General features: G+C 32.3%; 19 protein-coding genes. 8 read left to right on the top strand and 11 right to left on the bottom strand.

Translation table 11 applies throughout. From position 1 onward, the window contains the following. Positions 1-900: 900 nt before the first annotated feature. Both GKZ86_RS16175 and GKZ86_RS16170 read right to left on the bottom strand, forming a co-directional pair. Positions 901-2,136, bottom strand: a complete 1,236-nt coding sequence (locus tag GKZ86_RS16175; RefSeq protein WP_154784108.1) for an ABC transporter permease — start codon at positions 2,134-2,136, stop codon at positions 901-903. 116 nt (positions 2,137-2,252) lie between these two features. Next, positions 2,253-2,747, bottom strand: a complete 495-nt coding sequence (locus GKZ86_RS16170; RefSeq protein ID WP_154784107.1) for a YkgJ family cysteine cluster protein — start codon at positions 2,745-2,747, stop codon at positions 2,253-2,255. Positions 2,748-2,819: 72 nt separating this feature from the next. On the opposite strand from GKZ86_RS16170, the gene GKZ86_RS16165 reads away from it, so the two are divergent. Both GKZ86_RS16165 and GKZ86_RS16160 read left to right on the top strand, forming a co-directional pair. After that, a complete protein-coding gene (locus GKZ86_RS16165; RefSeq protein WP_154784106.1) occupies positions 2,820-3,527 on the top strand; it encodes a bifunctional 2-polyprenyl-6-hydroxyphenol methylase/3-demethylubiquinol 3-O-methyltransferase UbiG in 708 nt (235 codons plus the stop codon). 18 nt (positions 3,528-3,545) lie between these two features. Continuing rightward, positions 3,546-4,091 (top strand): YfiT family bacillithiol transferase, encoded by a 546-nt coding sequence (locus GKZ86_RS16160; protein ID WP_154784105.1) that lies wholly within the window; start codon positions 3,546-3,548, stop codon positions 4,089-4,091. 84 nt (positions 4,092-4,175) lie between these two features. On the opposite strand, the gene GKZ86_RS16155 is transcribed toward GKZ86_RS16160, so the two are convergent. The 8 genes from GKZ86_RS16155 to GKZ86_RS16120 all read right to left on the bottom strand — a co-directional run bounded on the left by GKZ86_RS16155 (position 4,176) and on the right by GKZ86_RS16120 (position 10,705). Continuing rightward, the gene (locus GKZ86_RS16155; RefSeq protein WP_154784104.1) at positions 4,176-4,808 is read right to left on the bottom strand and encodes a 7-carboxy-7-deazaguanine synthase QueE; all 633 of its coding nucleotides are present in this window, start codon (positions 4,806-4,808) and stop codon (positions 4,176-4,178) included. 100 nt (positions 4,809-4,908) lie between these two features. After that, entirely contained in the window at positions 4,909-6,576 is a 1,668-nt protein-coding gene (locus tag GKZ86_RS16150; RefSeq protein ID WP_154784103.1) for a tetratricopeptide repeat protein, read from the bottom strand. Between the two features lie 16 nt (positions 6,577-6,592). After that, positions 6,593-7,516 (bottom strand): PstS family phosphate ABC transporter substrate-binding protein, encoded by a 924-nt coding sequence (locus tag GKZ86_RS16145; RefSeq protein ID WP_154784102.1) that lies wholly within the window; start codon positions 7,514-7,516, stop codon positions 6,593-6,595. A gap of 2 nt (positions 7,517-7,518) precedes the next feature. After that, positions 7,519-7,749 (bottom strand): hypothetical protein, encoded by a 231-nt coding sequence (locus GKZ86_RS25465; protein WP_154784101.1) that lies wholly within the window; start codon positions 7,747-7,749, stop codon positions 7,519-7,521. Beyond that, complete coding sequence (locus GKZ86_RS16135) at positions 7,749-8,546, bottom strand: energy transducer TonB (RefSeq protein WP_154784100.1); 798 nt, start codon at positions 8,544-8,546, stop codon at positions 7,749-7,751. Before GKZ86_RS16135 ends, GKZ86_RS25465 begins: the two co-directional genes overlap by 1 nt. Positions 8,547-8,584: 38 nt before the next feature. Continuing rightward, complete coding sequence (locus GKZ86_RS16130) at positions 8,585-9,178, bottom strand: biopolymer transporter ExbD (RefSeq protein WP_154784099.1); 594 nt, start codon at positions 9,176-9,178, stop codon at positions 8,585-8,587. A 19-nt stretch (positions 9,179-9,197) separates the two neighbouring features. Then, on the bottom strand, positions 9,198-9,824 hold the full coding sequence (locus tag GKZ86_RS16125) for a biopolymer transporter ExbD (RefSeq protein ID WP_154784098.1): 627 nt from the start codon (positions 9,822-9,824) through the stop codon (positions 9,198-9,200). A 56-nt stretch (positions 9,825-9,880) separates the two neighbouring features. Continuing rightward, complete coding sequence (locus GKZ86_RS16120) at positions 9,881-10,705, bottom strand: MotA/TolQ/ExbB proton channel family protein (protein WP_154784097.1); 825 nt, start codon at positions 10,703-10,705, stop codon at positions 9,881-9,883. A 380-nt stretch (positions 10,706-11,085) separates the two neighbouring features. Here GKZ86_RS16120 and GKZ86_RS16115 point away from each other — a divergent pair, with 380 nt between their 5' ends. Beyond that, a complete protein-coding gene (locus GKZ86_RS16115) occupies positions 11,086-12,603 on the top strand; it encodes a helicase HerA-like domain-containing protein (RefSeq protein ID WP_154784096.1) in 1,518 nt (505 codons plus the stop codon). 98 nt (positions 12,604-12,701) lie between these two features. On the opposite strand, the gene GKZ86_RS16110 is transcribed toward GKZ86_RS16115, so the two are convergent. Next, entirely contained in the window at positions 12,702-14,045 is a 1,344-nt protein-coding gene (locus tag GKZ86_RS16110; RefSeq protein WP_154784095.1) for an NAD(P)/FAD-dependent oxidoreductase, read from the bottom strand. A 445-nt stretch (positions 14,046-14,490) separates the two neighbouring features. Here GKZ86_RS16110 and GKZ86_RS16105 point away from each other — a divergent pair, with 445 nt between their 5' ends. The 5 genes from GKZ86_RS16105 (at position 14,491) to GKZ86_RS16085 (ending at position 17,973) form a co-directional block, all read left to right on the top strand. Beyond that, the gene (locus tag GKZ86_RS16105) at positions 14,491-15,084 is read left to right on the top strand and encodes a GNAT family N-acetyltransferase (RefSeq protein ID WP_154784094.1); all 594 of its coding nucleotides are present in this window, start codon (positions 14,491-14,493) and stop codon (positions 15,082-15,084) included. A 101-nt stretch (positions 15,085-15,185) separates the two neighbouring features. Then, on the top strand, positions 15,186-16,019 hold the full coding sequence (locus GKZ86_RS16100) for an alpha/beta fold hydrolase (protein WP_154784093.1): 834 nt from the start codon (positions 15,186-15,188) through the stop codon (positions 16,017-16,019). A 33-nt stretch (positions 16,020-16,052) separates the two neighbouring features. After that, positions 16,053-16,859, top strand: a complete 807-nt coding sequence (locus GKZ86_RS16095; RefSeq protein WP_154784092.1) for an AraC family transcriptional regulator — start codon at positions 16,053-16,055, stop codon at positions 16,857-16,859. A gap of 75 nt (positions 16,860-16,934) precedes the next feature. Next, complete coding sequence (locus GKZ86_RS16090) at positions 16,935-17,471, top strand: nuclear transport factor 2 family protein (protein ID WP_154784091.1); 537 nt, start codon at positions 16,935-16,937, stop codon at positions 17,469-17,471. A 1-nt stretch (position 17,472) separates the two neighbouring features. Further along, the gene (locus GKZ86_RS16085; protein ID WP_228526585.1) at positions 17,473-17,973 is read left to right on the top strand and encodes a nuclear transport factor 2 family protein; all 501 of its coding nucleotides are present in this window, start codon (positions 17,473-17,475) and stop codon (positions 17,971-17,973) included. Positions 17,974-18,124 lie beyond the last annotated feature (151 nt).

Below are 18,124 nucleotides of genomic sequence, written 5' to 3'. Positions count from 1 at the left end.
TTAAAACGGCTGTCAATTCAATATGTCTACGAACGTGTTTCAATTTGTTTCGCTTGTGTTTCAAAGCGGGTGCAAAACTACAACTTCTTTTTTAATTAGCAAGGATTTTTTAAAGTTTTTTTGAAACTTTTTTTTCGTCTCGTTTTCTTCTTTTTCCTTACCAATCTATCAATGAACTTCCGTGTTTTGCGGGGTGCAAATGTAACATCTGTTTTCAAATCTCACAAGCTTTTTTTAATCTTTTTTTGAAAATTTATTTTCATTTTGATTTATTTGCCTGTCAGTATTTAAAAGAACGTCTGTCGCTGTTGCGGGTGCAAAAGTAGCTAGTTTATTCAGTTAAACAATACCTTTTTTAAAGTATTTTTAATCTTTTTTATAAGTTTTTCTTAACTCACTGATAACACAAGTTTTACATCAACCCCTTTTTTGTCATTTATCAGAAAAATCCTTGGCGCATTATCGTTTTCACAATACACCCCTTTCCAAAACCTCCTTTTTTATGGGTTTCGCAATACAATTGCTTTTCTGATCAAGACCCGACAACCTCTATTTTCATAACCTCATTATCCGTTTTTAATGGTTTACCAGCCTTTGAAGTATGCTTTCATGGGCTTGCCGTTTTTAAAAAGGCTTTTTTTACTCATATATAAGGAATGCTTATTCTGAGAACTACTCCCCCTAGCCCTGATAGCAGTGGAAATCCTTTTGCTTTTTTTCAAAAGCAAAAGATTGGAACGGATAGCAGGAATAAGCTCCGCATTAACTCAAATTATAAAAAGGCTTCTACCAACGAATACTATATAATTTTGCTCTTATATATTAGGTAACAAAAACAAACCCGACAGGTTTTAAAAACTGTCGGGTTTGAAAATGAAAATTTTATTCTTGAAATATAGCTTAATCGAAACGGATAGCCTTTACAGGAGAAATCTTCGTTATTATATAGGAAGGAATTAAAAGCACTAAAAAACAAACTGTGACTGTTAGCAAATTCAGTAAAACCACATAACCCCAATTTATATATACCGGAGCTTCGTTAACGTAGTAATTTTCAGGATTGAGTTTAACGATTCCAAATTGTTGCTGAATTAACAATAGCGTAATCCCAATTACATTACCCCAAAAGAGTCCTCTGAAAATAAGATAAAAAGCATTGTATAAAAATATTTTGCGGACTGTCCAGTTATTTGCTCCCATTGCTTTCAGAATTCCTATCATTTGTGTACGTTCTAAAATAAGAACTAATAAAGCTACTATCATATTTATAGTTGCTACTGAAATCATGACAGCGAGAATAACGATTATGTTGAAATCGAAAAGCTGTAGCCAGTCAAAAATATAACTGTATTTCTCAATTATGGTTTTGGTATCTAAACTTGATGATGTTTGCTCGTAGATTTGATTACCTGTCGATTTAATATTATTAAAGTCTTTTACAAAAACTTCGAAGGCTCCGACTTGATCCGGTGACCATTTATTGATTTTCTGAATATGACGAATGTCTCCTATTATATATGTAGCATCGAAATCCTGAAAACCTGAATTAAAAATGCCTGTAATTTTGAATCGGCGACTATTTGGCATTTTTCCTTGCTCTTCTTTGATAAAAAAAGTATTGAAATTATCTCCTACTTTTAAATTAAGCCGGTTAGCAAGAAATTTTGAAATTATAACTTCTTCGTTTAAGGATTTTGAAAAATCGGGCAATTTGCCTTCTACTAAATATTCTCTAATATTATTCCAATCGTAATCTGCTCCTACTCCTTTGAAAATTATCCCCTCAAAAGCATTTTCAGTTCTTATGATTCCGGCTTTACTTGCGATAGCCTGAATATGGCTTACTTCTGGAACTGATTTGAAATTGGGATAAAAATCTTGTTTTTTAGAAATAGAAACTAATGTTACATCTGAATTATTGTTGTCATAATTCGAAATAATGATCTGACCGTTGAAAGCTGAAACTTTATCGCGTATTTTTTTCTGTAATCCAATTCCGGTTGCTACCGAAACTAACATCATAATAATACCAATCGCAATAGCCGAAATGGCAATTTTGATAATTGGTGCTGAAATACTGCTTTTGTAATTTTTAGCAGTGATAAGTCTTTTAGCTATAAAATATTCTAAATTCAAATTATGATTGGTCTTATGTTGATTTATTAGTTGAGTTTACATTGGTATATTCAAAATTACATTTAAAAAACCAAAAAAGAATTGTTCCTAAAAATAATTGCATAATATTTAAGTATCTATAAAGGAAGTTTCTTCTTCATTTCTTCAACTATATTATAAGCTGCAGGACAGATTGCGACATTTTTTAAAGTAAGGTCTGTAATTTGATGAAACTTTTTTCGATCTGTATGCGGAAATTCTCTGCAGGCTTTTGGACGAACATCATAAATCATGCAGTAATTTTCATTATCTAAAAAAGTGCAAGGAACACTTTGTAAAACATAGTCTTTGTCTTCATCGATTCGAAGATACTGCTCGATAAACTGTTGTGGTTTTTGTCTGAAGGATTTTGAAATTCTTTCAATATCCGCCAAAGTAAATAACGGCCCGGTCGTTTTACAACAATTGGCACATTGCAAACAATCTGTTTTTTTAAATTCGGCATCATGCAAATCCTGCATAACGTAATCTAAATTCTTAGGTTGTTTCTTTTTCAGCTTATCAAAATACTTTTTGTTTTCGATATGCTTATCTTTGGCTAACTTATTTAAGTTATTTAAAATCTGTTTCAAGTTTAAAGTTTAAGTGATCTGCAAAATTAAACAACTTTGAACTTGAAACCTTAAACTTTGAACTAAATTACGATGAAAGATCTTTTTGGGAAAGCTATGTATGATTTCCAGACCAATAATTCACCTCAAGATATTATTACTGAAACTTCAATTTCTGAAGAAGACGAAATGAGTGTTGCTTATTTATTTCGTGCTTATAACGAAATGCCTAAAATCGAACAAAAAGCATTGCAATTAGCTAATGGAAAAATTTTAGATGTTGGATGTGGTGCGGGAAGTCATAGTTTATCGTTGCAAAATGATCGTAATTTGGATGTTACATCTATCGATATTTCTGAAAAAGCTATCGAAACTTGTAAACTTCGAGGTGTGAAAAACGCCAAAGTACAGAATTTACTAGATTTAGAAGGGGAGAAATTTGACACCATTTTATTATTGATGAATGGGGTTGGTATTTTTGGGAAGCTGGAAAATTGCAATAGCTTTTTATCTAAATTAAAATCATTACTAAGCACAGGTGGTCAAATTTTATTAGACAGTTCTGATATTATTTATATGTTTGATGAAGATGAAGACGGCGGAAAATGGATTCCATCGAATAATGATTATTATGGAGAGCTTACTTTTAATATTTCCTATAAAGGCGAAAAGGAGGAAACTTTTGACTGGCTTTATTTAGATTATAATACGCTACAAAATGCTGCAATTGCAAATGGATTAAAATGCGAACTTATTTTAGAGGGAGAACATTATGATTATTTAGCTAAACTTTCGATTTAAATTAAAAAATTAAGAATCATGGAAGAATTAGATTTAGAAAAATTAAAATATCCGATAGGAAAATTCGAAATTCCGACAGTATATACAACTAATTATATTGCTGATAAAATCGAAACCATCGAATCTTTTCCTAAAAGATTAAAAAAAGAAACATTTTACTTGACAAATGAACAACTTGGCACTCCTTACAGACCAGGCGGATGGACTATTCGTCAAGTAATTCATCATTGTGCAGAAAGCCATATGAATTGTTTTATAAGATTAAAATGGGCTTTGACGGAAAACAATCCAGTAATTAAGGCTTATGACGAGACTTTATGGGCTGAATTACCTGATAATTTAAATATGCCGATTGAGCCAACTCTATTATTATTGGAAGGATTGCATTTTAGACTGGCATATCTTATGAAGAATCTTTCTCCAGCTGAACTTGAAAAATCATTTATTCATCCAGAAAATAATTCAGAATATAAAATCAAACAAATTATAGGGAGTTATGCCTGGCATGGGGAACATCACCTGGCTCATATTACCAATTTGAAAAAATATAAAAACTGGCAATAAGTATAGTATTTCCTTTTATAAGTATAATGTATACGAAATCAAAAAAGCCTATTCTTAACGAATAGGCTTTTTTGATTTTATCTTTTATGGGATATTTAAATACTTATGAGTTTGTAATGAAACTCGCCATTTTGGATTATTCATAACATAATCAACAATTAACGGAGTCATTTCTTCTTTTTTACTCCATTCTGGCTGAAGAAACAAAATAGCATTTTCATTTACGAGTTCAGCTTGTTCTTCTGCAAAAATAAAATCGTGTTTGTTGTAAATAATCACTTTTAACTCATGCGCATTATCATATACGGTTTGAGTTGGTAATTTATTTTTTTTAGGCGAAAGACAAATCCAATCCCAAGTTCCTGTAAGCGGATAAGCACCGGAAGTTTCAATATGAACTTTTAAATTTTTATCTTTTAATTGTTGTGTTAAAAAAGTCATATCCCATGTTAATGGCTCACCTCCCGTTATTACAACAGTATCAGCATAAGTTGAAGCATTTTTTACAATTAAATCAACACTTGTTGGCGGATGCAATTCTGCATTCCAACTTTCCTTTACATCACACCAGTGACAACCTACGTCACAACCTCCAATTCGTATAAAGTAAGCGGCAGTTCCTGTATGAAAGCCTTCTCCCTGAATGGTGTAAAATTCTTCCATCAAAGGCAACATGGCTCCCTTATTTACTTCTAATTGTATTTCTTTTGATAACATTACTTCATTTTAAAGTGCAAAGATAGTCATTTAAATACGGAACAAAAAAAAACGGATAGTTCAAAGAACTATCCGTTTTATATTTAGTAGAAAACTAATCTTATTTTAAAGCTTTCACAGATTGTGTAGCATAAGCATTTGCAGGATCTAAAACTAAAGATTTATTGAAATATTCAATTGCCTTAGCTTTGTCTGTGTTAGCATAACTTGCACCAATACTATTGTAAGCTTCAACTATTTTTTTAACTGTTGCAGGCTTAGCTAATTCTTCTGCTCCTTTAGCAGTTGTTTTAGCTACATACTCTTCGTAGTTTTTAATAATTAAATCGTCTTTCTCTAACAAGTTGTTGATTCTTCCTTTATATAAGTAAGCTTCATCATAAGTAGGAGAAGCAACCAAAACTCTATCAAAAGCAGCATCAGCTTTCGCTAAAGCAGCAGCATCAGAAGTTCCTTTTGGTTTATTAGCATTTGCATAATAAAGTGAAATACCGTAGTATACATTATCGTTCAAATAATTTTTTGATTCTGCAGTGTTCGCTGCAAATTCATAAAGTGTAGCAGCCTGAACATATTGTTTTTTAGTAAACAATTCTTTTCCAAAGTCACCAAGATCTTCAACTACTAAAGGTTCCATAGCAATTGCTGTTTTGATTTCAGCTAAACCAGCGTCAAAAGCAGCAGGATCTACAACACCTTCAGCATTACTTCCTTTTTTAATTTTAGCAAGTCCTAAATATAAATAATCTTTTGCAATTGCTTTATTTGTAGGCACTTTAACAAAATCTTCTAATGATTTGATAGCAACATCATAGTTACCGTTTTCATAAGCAGAATATCCTAAATATCTGTAAATTCTAGGATTCACTTTATCTAATTCAATCATTTTATTCGCTTCTGCTTCTAAAGCTTTATAATCTTCAACTAAGATTAAGAAATCCGCATGACGCATTCTTGAATGAATAGAATAATCTGTAAGACTTAAGTATTTCTCGTAATTAGTAATTGCTTTTTGATAATTTACTTGTCTTGTAGAAGGTTTATTTCTAGCCCATTTGTAATATGTTTCAGCTAATTCTCTGTAAACAGGTCCGTAATTAGCATCTAAAGCGATAACTTCATTAAAAGATTTAATTGCTTCATCATATGATTTAGCTCCTTTTAATAAAACCCCTAATTGCATTTTTGCTCTTAAAAGAGTTGGATCTGCAGTAAATGCATCACGATATGCTTTGTAAGCATCATTTTGATTGTTTGCTCCGTAATAAGCGTCTCCAATTGTTAAAAGTGCCTGAGCATTTTGTGGTTCTATAGCTAAAGCTTTTTGTACACTTGCGATTGCACTTTTATAATCTGGATTTACAGAATTTATATAAGCTTTACCAATGTAAATAAATTCATTTACATCTTTACGTTTGATATCTTTTGTTGCTAAAGCAAAATTTGCCTGAGCTCCAGCAGTATTTTTACTATCAAGATCTAATTGACCAAGTCCAATATAATTTAAGTTTTTCTTGTCAGCAGCTTCAATTCCGTTTAAGTAATAAATTTTAGCAGAATCAATTATAGTTTGATTTAGATATATATTACCTAAAACAAAATTAGCTTCACCGTCAGATGGTTTTGCTTTGATAATTGATTTTAGCAAAGATTTAGCTTTTTCAAATTGTTCTGCATCAATTGCCTTTTTGGCTTGGTTTATATCTTGCGCTTTTGCAACAGAAACTGAAGCAACTAAGGCAAGACTGAAAATTTTAAATTTATTCATCTCTATTGTAATTAATTTATTCTTTATCGTTTATAATTTGACTTCTAATTTTTAGCTTTCTTCCCGGAACCCTTACAGGAAGTAATCCGGATTTTAAAACAATTCGTTGTCCTATGTCTCCGGCAATGAATGAAGCAAAGCCCATTCCTAAGCCAGAATAACCCTGACAATTTATGATAAACAAATCACGTGCCAAAGGATATTTTGCTTCGGCCAGGTCATTTTGAGTTGGGCTGTAATATTTGTCGTCCTTTAGGCCTTTTACACCCAAAACATTAATCTTTTTAATAATATCACCCATATTTGGCGAAGGTTGTGATAACCAATTTACGCCAACTACGCCAATCATTCCATCATTTTCAGAAACAAATTTAATAACTTCATCGTTATTTTTAAAAGAAAAAACACCTTTTGCAGGAATATCTTTTACTTTAGCAAGTTCCTTCATATAACGGACAGTACTTGAATTTGGGTTATCGAAAACAAGACCTTTAATTCTGGTATTAGCTTTACCCTGCATAAAATCAATTACAGTTTTCAACGCAATTAATGTATCATTATTGCTTTTGTTTGAAATAAAAGCAATTGCATCTGTGGCAAACGGCGTTACTCGTGGATTAATTTTACTTTTTTCAAATCTGCTTATTTCTTCTTTCGTCAAATCCCTGGTAGTTATAACTACTTTGGTTTTTTGATTTAACAGATCATTTATAAGCTCTGCTTCAGATTTAGGTTTTACAGAAATTTTCGCTCCATAGTAAGTTCCTTCAAACACAGCAACCTGATCATCAACAATAGGCTTTACAGTTTCATCTACTGTAATATCAATAGATCCTTTTAAAATTGTCTCATTTCCTGGATCGTTTTTGCTTTTTTGGTTACACATGGCAAACAAAAAGACAAAAACAACCAATCCGAAGACTTTACCATATTTCAACATAATTATTCTGTATTTGAATTAATTAATCGCAAAAAACGTATTGCTGAATACACGATTAGCAAACCTCCGAAAGCATATCTGTATTTAGGTTCCATATCTAATGGTAGTTTTTTCCAAAACATTATCATTAAACCTAGTACAAGATATATTAAAAAAAACAGTATTCCTAAAACAAGAAGAAATCGCTCTTTGAGCGATTTCTTCTGAATATTATTAAGCATATCTTTTAACATTATTCTGCAGATTGAATCGTAATAGGCAGAGAGTAAAGAACCCTAACTTTTTTACCATTTTGCTCGCCGGGAGTCCATTTTGGACATTTTTTAAGAACACGAATTGCTTCTGCTCCTGTACCGTAACCGATATCCCTTAAAACTTTAATGTCGGTTAATGAACCGTCTTTTTCAACTACAAAAGTAACATACACTTTACCTTTTAAACCTTCTTCTTCCGGAGTCTTGTAATTGTTTCCTACGAATTTGTAGAATTTCTCAATTCCTCCAGGGAAATCTGGTTTTACTTCGATACCAGCTGTGTTATATACTTGGTTATCTTCTTCTACTACTGCAGCAGTTCCAGTACCTACTGGCTCATCAACAGTTAAAACTGCATCCGGATCTCCTTTAATAGTTTCAGAACCAACTTTTTTGTCTTTAAGTTCCTCAATTTTCGGAGGATCTTCAGTAACTTCATTAGCCTTAGCAACAACCGGTTTCACGAATTTCACCTGATCCACTTTTGGCGGCGGCGGCGGAGGTGGCGGTTGGTTAGGCTTTACTTCCTCTTTTTTAGGAGGTAATTTTACTGTCGCAATCTTAATATCATTATTCACATCATCTTCACCAGAATCTGGCAAAAAACTTGCAATAAGAGGAGCTGCTACAGCTACAGCAAAAATAACTGAACCAATGATAAGTGCTTTTACCGTTGTTTTAGTGTTTGCTTTTCTTAACTCGTATGCACCATATATCTTATTACGTCCTTCGAATACGATATCAAGCCACTGATTTTTTATAATATCTAACTTCATTTTTCTTGATTATTAGGATGTTAAAAACAAGATATCTCTTATTTAGCAGGATCTGCTGTGTTAGTAGAACCTGTTCCAGTTGGATCTATCAATTTAGTTTCTTCTGGCGAAAACTCAGGAACAATTGCATAAGTATCTACTCCAGCAATCGCCATTTCATCCAACATATCAACTAAATTACGATACGTTGATTTTTTAGTTGGTTTGATAATAACGATGATTCCGTTTTTAGGTTTCCCTTGTGTAGCAGAATATTCTAAAACTGATTTTTTTCTTTTCAGAACTTCTCTACGTATACCATCTTTACCATATGCAATATCCTTAGGTCCCGCAATAGGAGACGCTAATAATCCCATATAATAAATCATTTTATTATTTTCCCCTAATATTACTGTCATCGTACGATTCTCATCTACCTTAATATCTTTATTTTTAGTAGGATCATCGTCTTTATCTGGCAATGACAAATCCATCGATTGAGGTTTTGACAACGATGTGGTTAACATAAAGAATGTGATCAATAAGAAAGCTAAATCTACCATCGCTGTTAAATCGACTTTTGAGTTTTGCTTTTTACTTCTTACTTTACCACCTTTTCCGCCACCACCGTCGCCGGTATTTAATTCAGCCATTTTAGTGTATCTTTTTTAATTAAAAGTCTTTTCCTCTCATACCAGTAACTAAGTTAAAGGAATTGATTTTTTGATCTTGTAAAATATCCATAATCTTTTTGATTTGTGGATATTGTTCTTTAGCATCACCCTTAATGGCAATTTGTAATTCTTTATCATCAAGGTCAATTGCAGCTCTTCTTGAAACTAACAACCATTCTTTTAATTGATTATCTAAAGAATCGATTGGAATTCCACCTTGGTCCGCTTTAACTCTATCAGCAGCTTTCATCGCAATGATACTTTTCAATTCTGCTACCGGAACACCGAAGTCATCCATTAAAGCAAATTTAGTTTTATCATCTTCTGAAAAAGTCACACCGAATTTTGCACCCATTCCTTCAAGAGTTCTTTTACGAATCTCTCTTCCTTTAATGTCAAAAAACACTTTGCTTTTTCCGTCTTCTCCTTTACCTATCGTAATAATCGCCAAATCTGAATCTGGTAATTTACTTTGAACAGTAGAAGAAGGCATATCTACAGGAAGTGCTTCTGGCACCTTAGCAGTAGCGGTCAAAATAAAGAACGTAAGCAAAAGGAACGCAACATCACACATGGCAGTCATATCTGTCGATGTTGACTTTTTTTTCATTTTTATTTTAGCCATTCTCTTTTATTTTTATTTTGATATAATTAATTAAAATTATTAATATCAAAAATTAATTATTGTTTCAAACTTCCTCTGAATCTTCTGTAAGTATTCACGATTGTAGTACCAGCCTCATCGATAGAGTAAGTTAAATCATCAATTTTAGCAGTAAAGAAGTTATAAGAAACAATTGCTAAGATAGATGTAGAGATACCTGTTGCAGTGTTGATAAGTGCTTCAGAGATACCTGTTGCAAGAGCAGCCTGGTCTGGAGTTCCAGCAGAAGCTAACGCACCAAACGCTTTAATCATACCAGATACAGTTCCTAATAATCCTCCTAATGTACCTAAAGATACTAAAGTAGAGATAATAGTCATATTTTTTTCTAACATTGGCATTTCTAATGAAGTTGCCTCTTCGATTTCTTTGTGGATTACTTCTGAAGCTTCTTCACTGTTGAAACCTTCTTTTTTAACGTCTTGGTATTTAATCAAAGCAGATTTAATTGCGTTTGCAACTGAACCTTGTTGTTTGTCACAAGCAGCGATTGCAGCTTCGATGTTTCCTTCTTTAATACTTGCTTGAACGCTTTTCATGAATTTATCTAAGTTAGATTTTCCAGCTGCTTTACCGATAACGATAAATCTTTCAATAGAAAAAACAACAACCATTAAAAACATACCTAATAATACTGGTACAATAAATCCTCCTTTATATACTTGCCCTAATGTATTGATCGGGTGACCTGTTTCAGGATTACCACCTTCGAAGTTAGAAGCATCTCCCATGATTACTTTCCAAATAAACACCCCAACCAAAATACACGCTACAATAATGATTCCAGTGATCATTCCTCCTCCATTTGAAGTGCTTTCTTTTTTAACTTTAACGTTTGCCATTTTTTTTAAATTTAATAGTTTTAAATAATTTTTATTTTTTAGTTATATTTAACTTGTAGAGGAGCAAATTTATACGTTTAGTTTAAATAAAAAAACTTTTTTTAATTTTATTGAAGGAAATTTAACGTCAATTTAAAAAATATCTCATTAATTTGCCGACGTTCTTTTTTCGATAAAACAAAAATACGAGCTAAATCTGGGAAAATTACAACGTTTTAGTCAATATTCAAAGATTCCGTTGATATCTTCTTAAAAAGATGCGAAATTATTTTTTATTATATTTTTAATCCAAAAAAGCTTTTTCCTACTAAAAAAAAAGTAATCAAATTGTTAAAAAACAAAGTAATACTCTTATAATCATCTAAATTACAAACAAAAACATGAATAAAAAAGACAATTTCATTCAAGATATAAACAATGGCTATTTATCTAAGGGTGACAGTATCATACTGGGAGGTGCAATACTTGACGGTGAACCAATTGCTGAGGCTCATGTAAAAATCCCTTTAAAAACGCTAAACCGTCACGGACTTATTGCAGGCGCAACGGGTACTGGAAAGACAAAAACGATTCAGGTTTTTTCTGAACAGTTATCAAATGCCGGAATCCCGGTTCTGATGATGGATATAAAAGGTGATTTTAGTGGTATTGCGAAAGAAGGAAAAGAAGAAGGTTTTATTACGGAACGTCACGCTAAAATAAACATACCTTATAATGTATCTTCATTTCCAGTTGAATTAATGTCATTGTCTAAACAAAACGGAGTTCGCCTGCGCGCTACCGTTTCTGAGTTTGGGCCTGTATTATTTTCCAGAATTTTAGATTTGAATGATACCCAAGCCGGAGTTGTTTCTGTTATTTTTAAATATTGTGATGATAACCAAATGCCTCTATTGGATTTAAAGGACATTAAAAAAGTCATTAATTATATTACTGAGGAAGGAAAAGATGAAATTACAGAAAGTTATGGTAAAATATCTACTGCAACAACGGGAACAATTCTTCGAAAAATAATCGAATTAGAGCAACAAGGCGGTGATTTGTTTTTTGGTGAGTTATCTTTTGAAACTGATGATTTGATGCGAATTGATGAAAACGGAAAAGGTTACGTAAATATCATCCGCTTGACGGATATTCAGGATAAACCTAAATTGTTTTCGACTTTTATGTTGAGTTTATTGGCCGAAATCTATCAAAAAATGCCGGAAAAAGGAGATGCGGAACAACCGGAACTCGTGATTTTTATTGATGAAGCACATTTAATCTTCAACGAAGCCAGCAAAGCATTGTTAGAACAAATTGAAACGATTGTAAAATTAATTCGTTCAAAAGGTGTTGGCGTTTATTTTGTAACGCAAAACCCAATGGACGTGCCTAGTGGCGTTTTAGCGCAATTAGGACTAAAAATTCAGCATGCTCTTAGGGCTTTTACGGCAAATGATAGACAAGCCATTAAAAAAACAGCTGATAATTACCCAACTTCTGCTTATTACAAAACAGATGAATTGCTTACGAATTTAGGAATTGGAGAAGCTTTGGTTACGGCTTTAAACGAAAAAGGAGTTCCAACGCCGCTTGTAGCAACAATGATGCGTGCTCCACAAAGCCGAATGGATATTTTAACTTCTACTGAAATTGACGAAATCAACAATAAGTCAAAATTGGTAAAAAAATACAGTGAGGAAATTGATAGTGAAAGTGCTTATGAAATTCTAAACAAAAAAATATCAGCTGCAAATCAGGCTGCTGCTGAACAAGAAGAACAAACACCAACAAAATCTTCAAAAGCAGAACCAAGCACTACAGAAGTTGTTACAAAATCTGTACTAAAAGTTGTTACAAGTGCTACCTTTATAAGAGGTGTTTTTGGCGTTTTATCAAAATTTTTGAAAAAATAAAAAACTATTAAACCATATAAGTTATATAAGTCAATATAATGCTTTGCGCATAGATATTAAATGAACTTATATAACTTATATGGTTTTTAAAAAAAAAATTATGCTTTTTTCAACAACTCCAAAATCTTATTATCGATTTCAGGAGTGTTCCAGATATTTTCAATATTATCTAGTTTTAGAATCTCTTCCATAATTCCGTTTTGAAAATCGCCAATCGCCAAAGCTTCGGCATAAGGACGGTCGCTAAATGTAACACGACTGTAAAGCGGAATCCATTTATCCGGATATTTATCAGAGAATGCTTTTTCTATCTTCTTTTGCAGCAAGAATTTTTCATCGGCAGTTTTCGTACTCATTTCCATAAAATTACGATACGAAAGTTCTGCAATGGCATCTGCATTTGGTTTGCGTGAAATTTGATATTCAGAGAAAATCGTTTTCCAATCATCCCCGTATTTTTCAATCATTTCCTGCAAAACGCTAATATCTTCAAAACCGGCATTCATTCCTTGTCCGTAAAACGGAACAATCGCATGACAAGCATCACCAATTAAGGCAATTTTATCTTCGTATGTCCACGGAAAACATTTCATTGTTACCAAAGTACTGGTTGGATTTTTAAAGAAATCTTCTGCCAGTTTCGGAATAACTTCTATCGAATCCGGGAAGTTTTTCTCAAAGAAATCTTCAACCATTTTTCGATCAGTTAACGAAGCAAACGAATTTTCTCCTTCAAAAGGCATAAATAATGTACACGTAAAACTTCCGTCAAGATTAGGAAGCGCGATTAACATGTATTCTCCGCGTGGCCAAATATGAAAAGAATTTTTATCTAATTTATGTGTAGCATCTGCATTTGCCGGAATATTCAATTCTTTATAACCCATATTCAAAAATTCCTGCGAATAATTGAACATGCTCTGGCGTTGCATTCTATGACGGATTCTCGAAAAAGCACCATCGGCTCCAAAAACCATATCGTATTTTCGCTCTTCCCACTCTCCTCTTTCGGTTTCGCCAATATGCAAAGTAGCATCGCTCAGCGTTACATCCCAGATTTTTTCCTCAAAATGAAACTCTGCTCCTGCTTGTTCAGCAAGATCAATCATTTTTCGGTTAAGTGTTCCTCTCGAAATCGAATAAATCGACTCGCCTTCCTGTCCGTAATTTTGAAAATTAAGTTTATCGACCAAATGAATCGCGCGTTTGTCCATCGGAATTGCGATTTCTCGCACCGAATCGCCAACACCAACTCCATCAAGTGCTTTCCAGCCTCTATTTGACATTGCTAAATTGATAGAACGACCAGAAAAATTTATTTTGCGAATATCAGGGCTTCGATCATAAACATGAACGATGTGACCTGCTTTTTTGAGATAAATTGCCAAAAGTGATCCTACAAGTCCAGAACCTACAATGGCAATTTTTAGTGAAGTTTGCATCAAGAAAAATCTAAATATAAGATCGTAAAAATAAGTAATAATTCTACAAGAGCTTAAAAATAAAGGAAATATTTATGATTTAAAGACTTATTTACCATGGCATGACCCGCAGAAAAAGCGGGTCGGGCTTTCGGCTATATCTTTTATTCCGCTTCTCTTCATAAAAGGATACCGCCTCTATCCCTCATGCAACACTCATTTTCATAACAAATTTGCATTTTTATAGATTTATTAGAAGTGTGTAAAAGTCTATTTTCGCTTATAGACAAATGTTAACTGGCGAAAAAATATCGCAAAGTTCTATTAGCCACAGATTAAAAGAATTAAAATGATTTAAAAAAAATCTGCTGAAATCTGCGTGAAACAAATACTTTGCGCTTTCGCGACTTTGCGAGAGCCATCGTCTATTATTAAAGAACTTAATTACACAAATAAACCAATAATAATGAAAAGCGAGCTATTACAATCCAACATCATTTTAGAAAACGAAAAAGCTTTATTACTTCCTTTTGAGAACGAAAGAAATATCGAACTCAAAGAAATTATTTTTGATGATGAAATCTGGAAATATATGGGAATGTATGTACGCAATGAAATTGATTTTGAAAATTATATTCAAAACACTTTAAAACAAAAAGCAGCCGGAATTTGTTACCCATTTTTAATTATTGATAAAGTTACCAATAAAGTTGCCGGAAGCACACGTTACGGATATTTAAATCATGCGAGCCAAAAATGCGAAATTGGATGGACTTGGTACGGAAAACAATTTCAGGGAACAGGTTTAAACAAAGCCTGCAAATACGAATTGCTAAACTTTGGTTTCGAAAACATTCAATTTAGAAGAATACAATTTAGCGCCGATCTTGAAAACAAAAAATCACAAAGAGCTATTGAAAAACTGGGTGCTGTAAAAGAAGGAGTCTTTAGAAACAATTATGTTGATTCTGAAGGAAAAAGTAAAGATGATGTTTATTATAGTATTATTTTGGAGGAATGGGAATCTATTAAGAGCGAATATTTTTCTGAATTTATTTAATTAGAATTAATATCTTTAAAACTGAAACAAAACACAAATTCTGTCGTCTAATAATATTAGAATGACTAATCATCATATTTTCAAAAATCATCAATCAAATCATGAAAAAAACAATCATCTTATTTTCTTTTATTTTCTTACTTATTGGAAAAGCTTCTGCACAAACAGAAGTAAAAATTCCTTACGGAGATAATAAAGAAGCCGGAAACTACAAACAAATCAACGGCATAAAAATGTATTATGAGGTTTACGGAAGCGGACAACCTTTAGTTTTACTTCACGGAAATGGCGGTTCAATAAAAGGTCATAGCCGAAGAATTGAGTATTTTAAAAAACAATTTCAGGTTATCGCTATTGACAGCAGAGGCCACGGAAAATCTGTAGACGCCTCAAACAAACAATTGACTTATACTCAAATGGCAGACGACGTTAACGTTTTACTTGACTCCTTAAAAATCAAGAACGCTTATATTTGGGGACAAAGTGACGGAGGTATTTTGGGTCTTTTACTGGCTATAAATTATCCTGATAAAACGGCTAAAGTGGCCACTTTTGGCGCGAATTTATTTCCTGGTAAAAAAGCAATCTACAACGAAATCGATCAAATGGTTCTTGATACTTTAAAAGTGACAAAAGATCCTCACACAAAAAACCTGTATACCTTACTGGCAAAACAGCCTAATATTACAGATAAAGAGCTTCAAAAAATAAAATGTCCTGTTTTGATAATGTCGGGCGATCGTGATGCAATCAGATTAGAACATTCTATCGAAATATTTGACAATATTCCCAATTCAAACTTTTTTGTAATGCCGGGTGCAACTCATTTTGGTGCTTATGAAAAACCTGATTTATTTAATTTAGTTTTAATGAGTTTCTTTAATGATCCGTTTAATAAAACATCAAGTGTACAATTATTTACAGGTAAAAAATAAATCCTAAACAATTAAACCATAACATAATAACTTATGAAATTATATTCAGAATATTATGTAAGTGAAAATTGCGAACGATTCGTGAATAAAATTTGGTGTCTGGATAACAGTATTGGCGAGACCGTAATCGAAAACAAACTTGTCTTGCCAAACGGGTGCTTTAATCTGGCAATTGTAAGCGGAAATGCTATTGAAGTTCATACAAGCAAAAAGAAATACGAAATGAACGAAGGTTTTTACTTTTGTTCCCAAATGACCAATAAAGTTCTGGTCAATATTCAGCCTAAAACCAAAGTTACGATAATTCAATTGCATGCCTGGACGCTTTCGATGTTTCCGAGTTATGATTTGAGCAACTTTACGGATTCTATTATCAAAATTGATTCGACAGAATTGCCTTTTAAAAGCCAAATTGAAACTCATTTAAACAGCGATATTTCAGCATTATTAAATATAATCAATCATTATTTTGAAGATTTAAACACTTCAAATCCAAACAAAAATTTAGTCGAAAAAATATGCCAACTCATTAAACTTCACAATGAAGAAATTAATGTTTCTGAAATCGGAAAAAGTTTAGCTTCATCACAAAGATTACTTCAAATTAAATTTAAAGCAGCAACCGGACTTACAATCAAAAGTTATATTCAAATCCTTAAATTCAGAAAATCGGTCGATCAAATGGTGAATTCTGATTTAGAAAAACTGAGTTTAACAGATGTTGCACTTTACAACAAGTATTTTGATCAGTCTCATTTTATAAAAAAGTTTAAAGATGTGACAAAAACAACCCCAAAAATGTTCAATTCAAGCTCTTATTTTCTTTCAGAAAAAAGATAACATTTCGCATTTGTACAATTTTCTGAATTTTGATTGAACTAATATTGCAAAATCATCAATCAAATCAATCATAAAATGAAAAACAACAAATCATTTTTCCGGTTAAAAGCAATTTTAATTGGAATACTACTTTTCCAATTCCATATTGGATTTTCTCAGGAAGAAAAAAACTCAGAACTGTATAAAACCATTATATCAAAAGATAGTCTTCTTTTTAATATTGGGTTTAATACTTGTGACATCTCACAGTTTGAAAATCTGATTAGCGACGATTTTGAGTTTTACCACGACATTGACGGTATTTCCGACAAGACTCTTTTTTTAAGTAACTTAAAAAAAGGCATTTGCCTTTCGGGTAAAAGTTACCATGTTAGAAGAGACTTAATAGCGGGAAGTACAGAAATTTATCCATTAACTAAAAATGGCACTCTGTATGGCGCTTTACAAACCGGAATTCATCAATTCTTTGAAGTTTCTACCGGTCAAAAAGACAAAGCTGGCAGTACGGCGAAATTTACTCATGTTTGGTTATTGCAAAATGGAGTCTGGAAACTGACCAGATCTTTTAGTTACGATCATCAAATGAAAAAGAAAAATCCTAAAACAAAATAAGATGAATACTAACAAGAAAGAAATTATGGTACCCATGATAAATATACTAGTTCTTTTTATTTTGTTTCTAAGCAGACAAGCAGTAGCACAAACAAACAGCGAGGTTGAAAAAATGGATGTTCTGAAAACTGAAATCATCAAAATGGACAGTTTACTTTTTGAAGTTGCATTTAACCAATGTGATGCATCTCTTTTTAAAAAAATAATTGCTGATGATGTTGAGTTTTACGACGATCGTTTTGGATTAAACGTTTCAAAAGAAAATGAAATGAAATCTTTAATTGCAAAATGTGGCAGAACTGAAAAACTTACGCGAAAATTAAACTTATGCACGATTGATAAACTGGGCGATTTTGGTGCCGTACAAGTGGGCGAACACACTTTTTATGTAAATGGAATTCCTGAAGGAACCGGAAAATTCATTCATATCTGGGAACGAAAAGATAATGAATGGAAACTAAAAAGAATTGTGAGTTACGAACACAGAGGCATTAAAAAATAACCTTTTAGTTTATATGGAAATCTTCATTTCTTTAAAAAAATGAAAAAAAACTGATTGATCTTGAAACCAAATCATAAATCAATCGTCTAATAATTTATACCTATTATTCATTCAAAAAAAAATCGTAATTTCGATTTAACTTGTTGAATAT

It is taken from the genome of Flavobacterium sp. LC2016-13, from assembly GCF_009707955.1.
GTDB lineage: Bacteria > Bacteroidota > Bacteroidia > Flavobacteriales > Flavobacteriaceae > Flavobacterium.
The sequence above is the reverse complement of the archived record's forward strand: the minus strand, read 5'-3'. Positions and strand labels throughout refer to the sequence as shown.

Excerpts from the sequence above, each read along its gene's own strand:
- GKZ86_RS16165 (WP_154784106.1), top strand. The coding sequence starts at position 2,820 with ATGAAAGATCTTTTTGGGAAAGCTATGTATGATTTCCAGACCAATAAT.
- GKZ86_RS16160 (WP_154784105.1), top strand. The coding sequence starts at position 3,546 with ATGGAAGAATTAGATTTAGAAAAATTAAAATATCCGATAGGAAAATTC.
- GKZ86_RS16155 (WP_154784104.1), bottom strand. The coding sequence starts at position 4,808 with ATGTTATCAAAAGAAATACAATTAGAAGTAAATAAGGGAGCCATGTTG.
- GKZ86_RS16150 (WP_154784103.1), bottom strand. The coding sequence starts at position 6,576 with ATGAATAAATTTAAAATTTTCAGTCTTGCCTTAGTTGCTTCAGTTTCT.
- GKZ86_RS16145 (WP_154784102.1), bottom strand. The coding sequence starts at position 7,516 with ATGTTGAAATATGGTAAAGTCTTCGGATTGGTTGTTTTTGTCTTTTTG.
- GKZ86_RS25465 (WP_154784101.1), bottom strand. The coding sequence starts at position 7,749 with ATGTTAAAAGATATGCTTAATAATATTCAGAAGAAATCGCTCAAAGAG.
- GKZ86_RS16135 (WP_154784100.1), bottom strand. The coding sequence starts at position 8,546 with ATGAAGTTAGATATTATAAAAAATCAGTGGCTTGATATCGTATTCGAA.
- GKZ86_RS16130 (WP_154784099.1), bottom strand. The coding sequence starts at position 9,178 with ATGGCTGAATTAAATACCGGCGACGGTGGTGGCGGAAAAGGTGGTAAA.
- GKZ86_RS16125 (WP_154784098.1), bottom strand. The coding sequence starts at position 9,824 with ATGGCTAAAATAAAAATGAAAAAAAAGTCAACATCGACAGATATGACT.
- GKZ86_RS16120 (WP_154784097.1), bottom strand. The coding sequence starts at position 10,705 with ATGGCAAACGTTAAAGTTAAAAAAGAAAGCACTTCAAATGGAGGAGGA.
- GKZ86_RS16115 (WP_154784096.1), top strand. The coding sequence starts at position 11,086 with ATGAATAAAAAAGACAATTTCATTCAAGATATAAACAATGGCTATTTA.
- GKZ86_RS16110 (WP_154784095.1), bottom strand. The coding sequence starts at position 14,045 with ATGCAAACTTCACTAAAAATTGCCATTGTAGGTTCTGGACTTGTAGGA.
- GKZ86_RS16105 (WP_154784094.1), top strand. The coding sequence starts at position 14,491 with ATGAAAAGCGAGCTATTACAATCCAACATCATTTTAGAAAACGAAAAA.
- GKZ86_RS16100 (WP_154784093.1), top strand. The coding sequence starts at position 15,186 with ATGAAAAAAACAATCATCTTATTTTCTTTTATTTTCTTACTTATTGGA.
- GKZ86_RS16095 (WP_154784092.1), top strand. The coding sequence starts at position 16,053 with ATGAAATTATATTCAGAATATTATGTAAGTGAAAATTGCGAACGATTC.
- GKZ86_RS16090 (WP_154784091.1), top strand. The coding sequence starts at position 16,935 with ATGAAAAACAACAAATCATTTTTCCGGTTAAAAGCAATTTTAATTGGA.
- GKZ86_RS16085 (WP_228526585.1), top strand. The coding sequence starts at position 17,473 with ATGAATACTAACAAGAAAGAAATTATGGTACCCATGATAAATATACTA.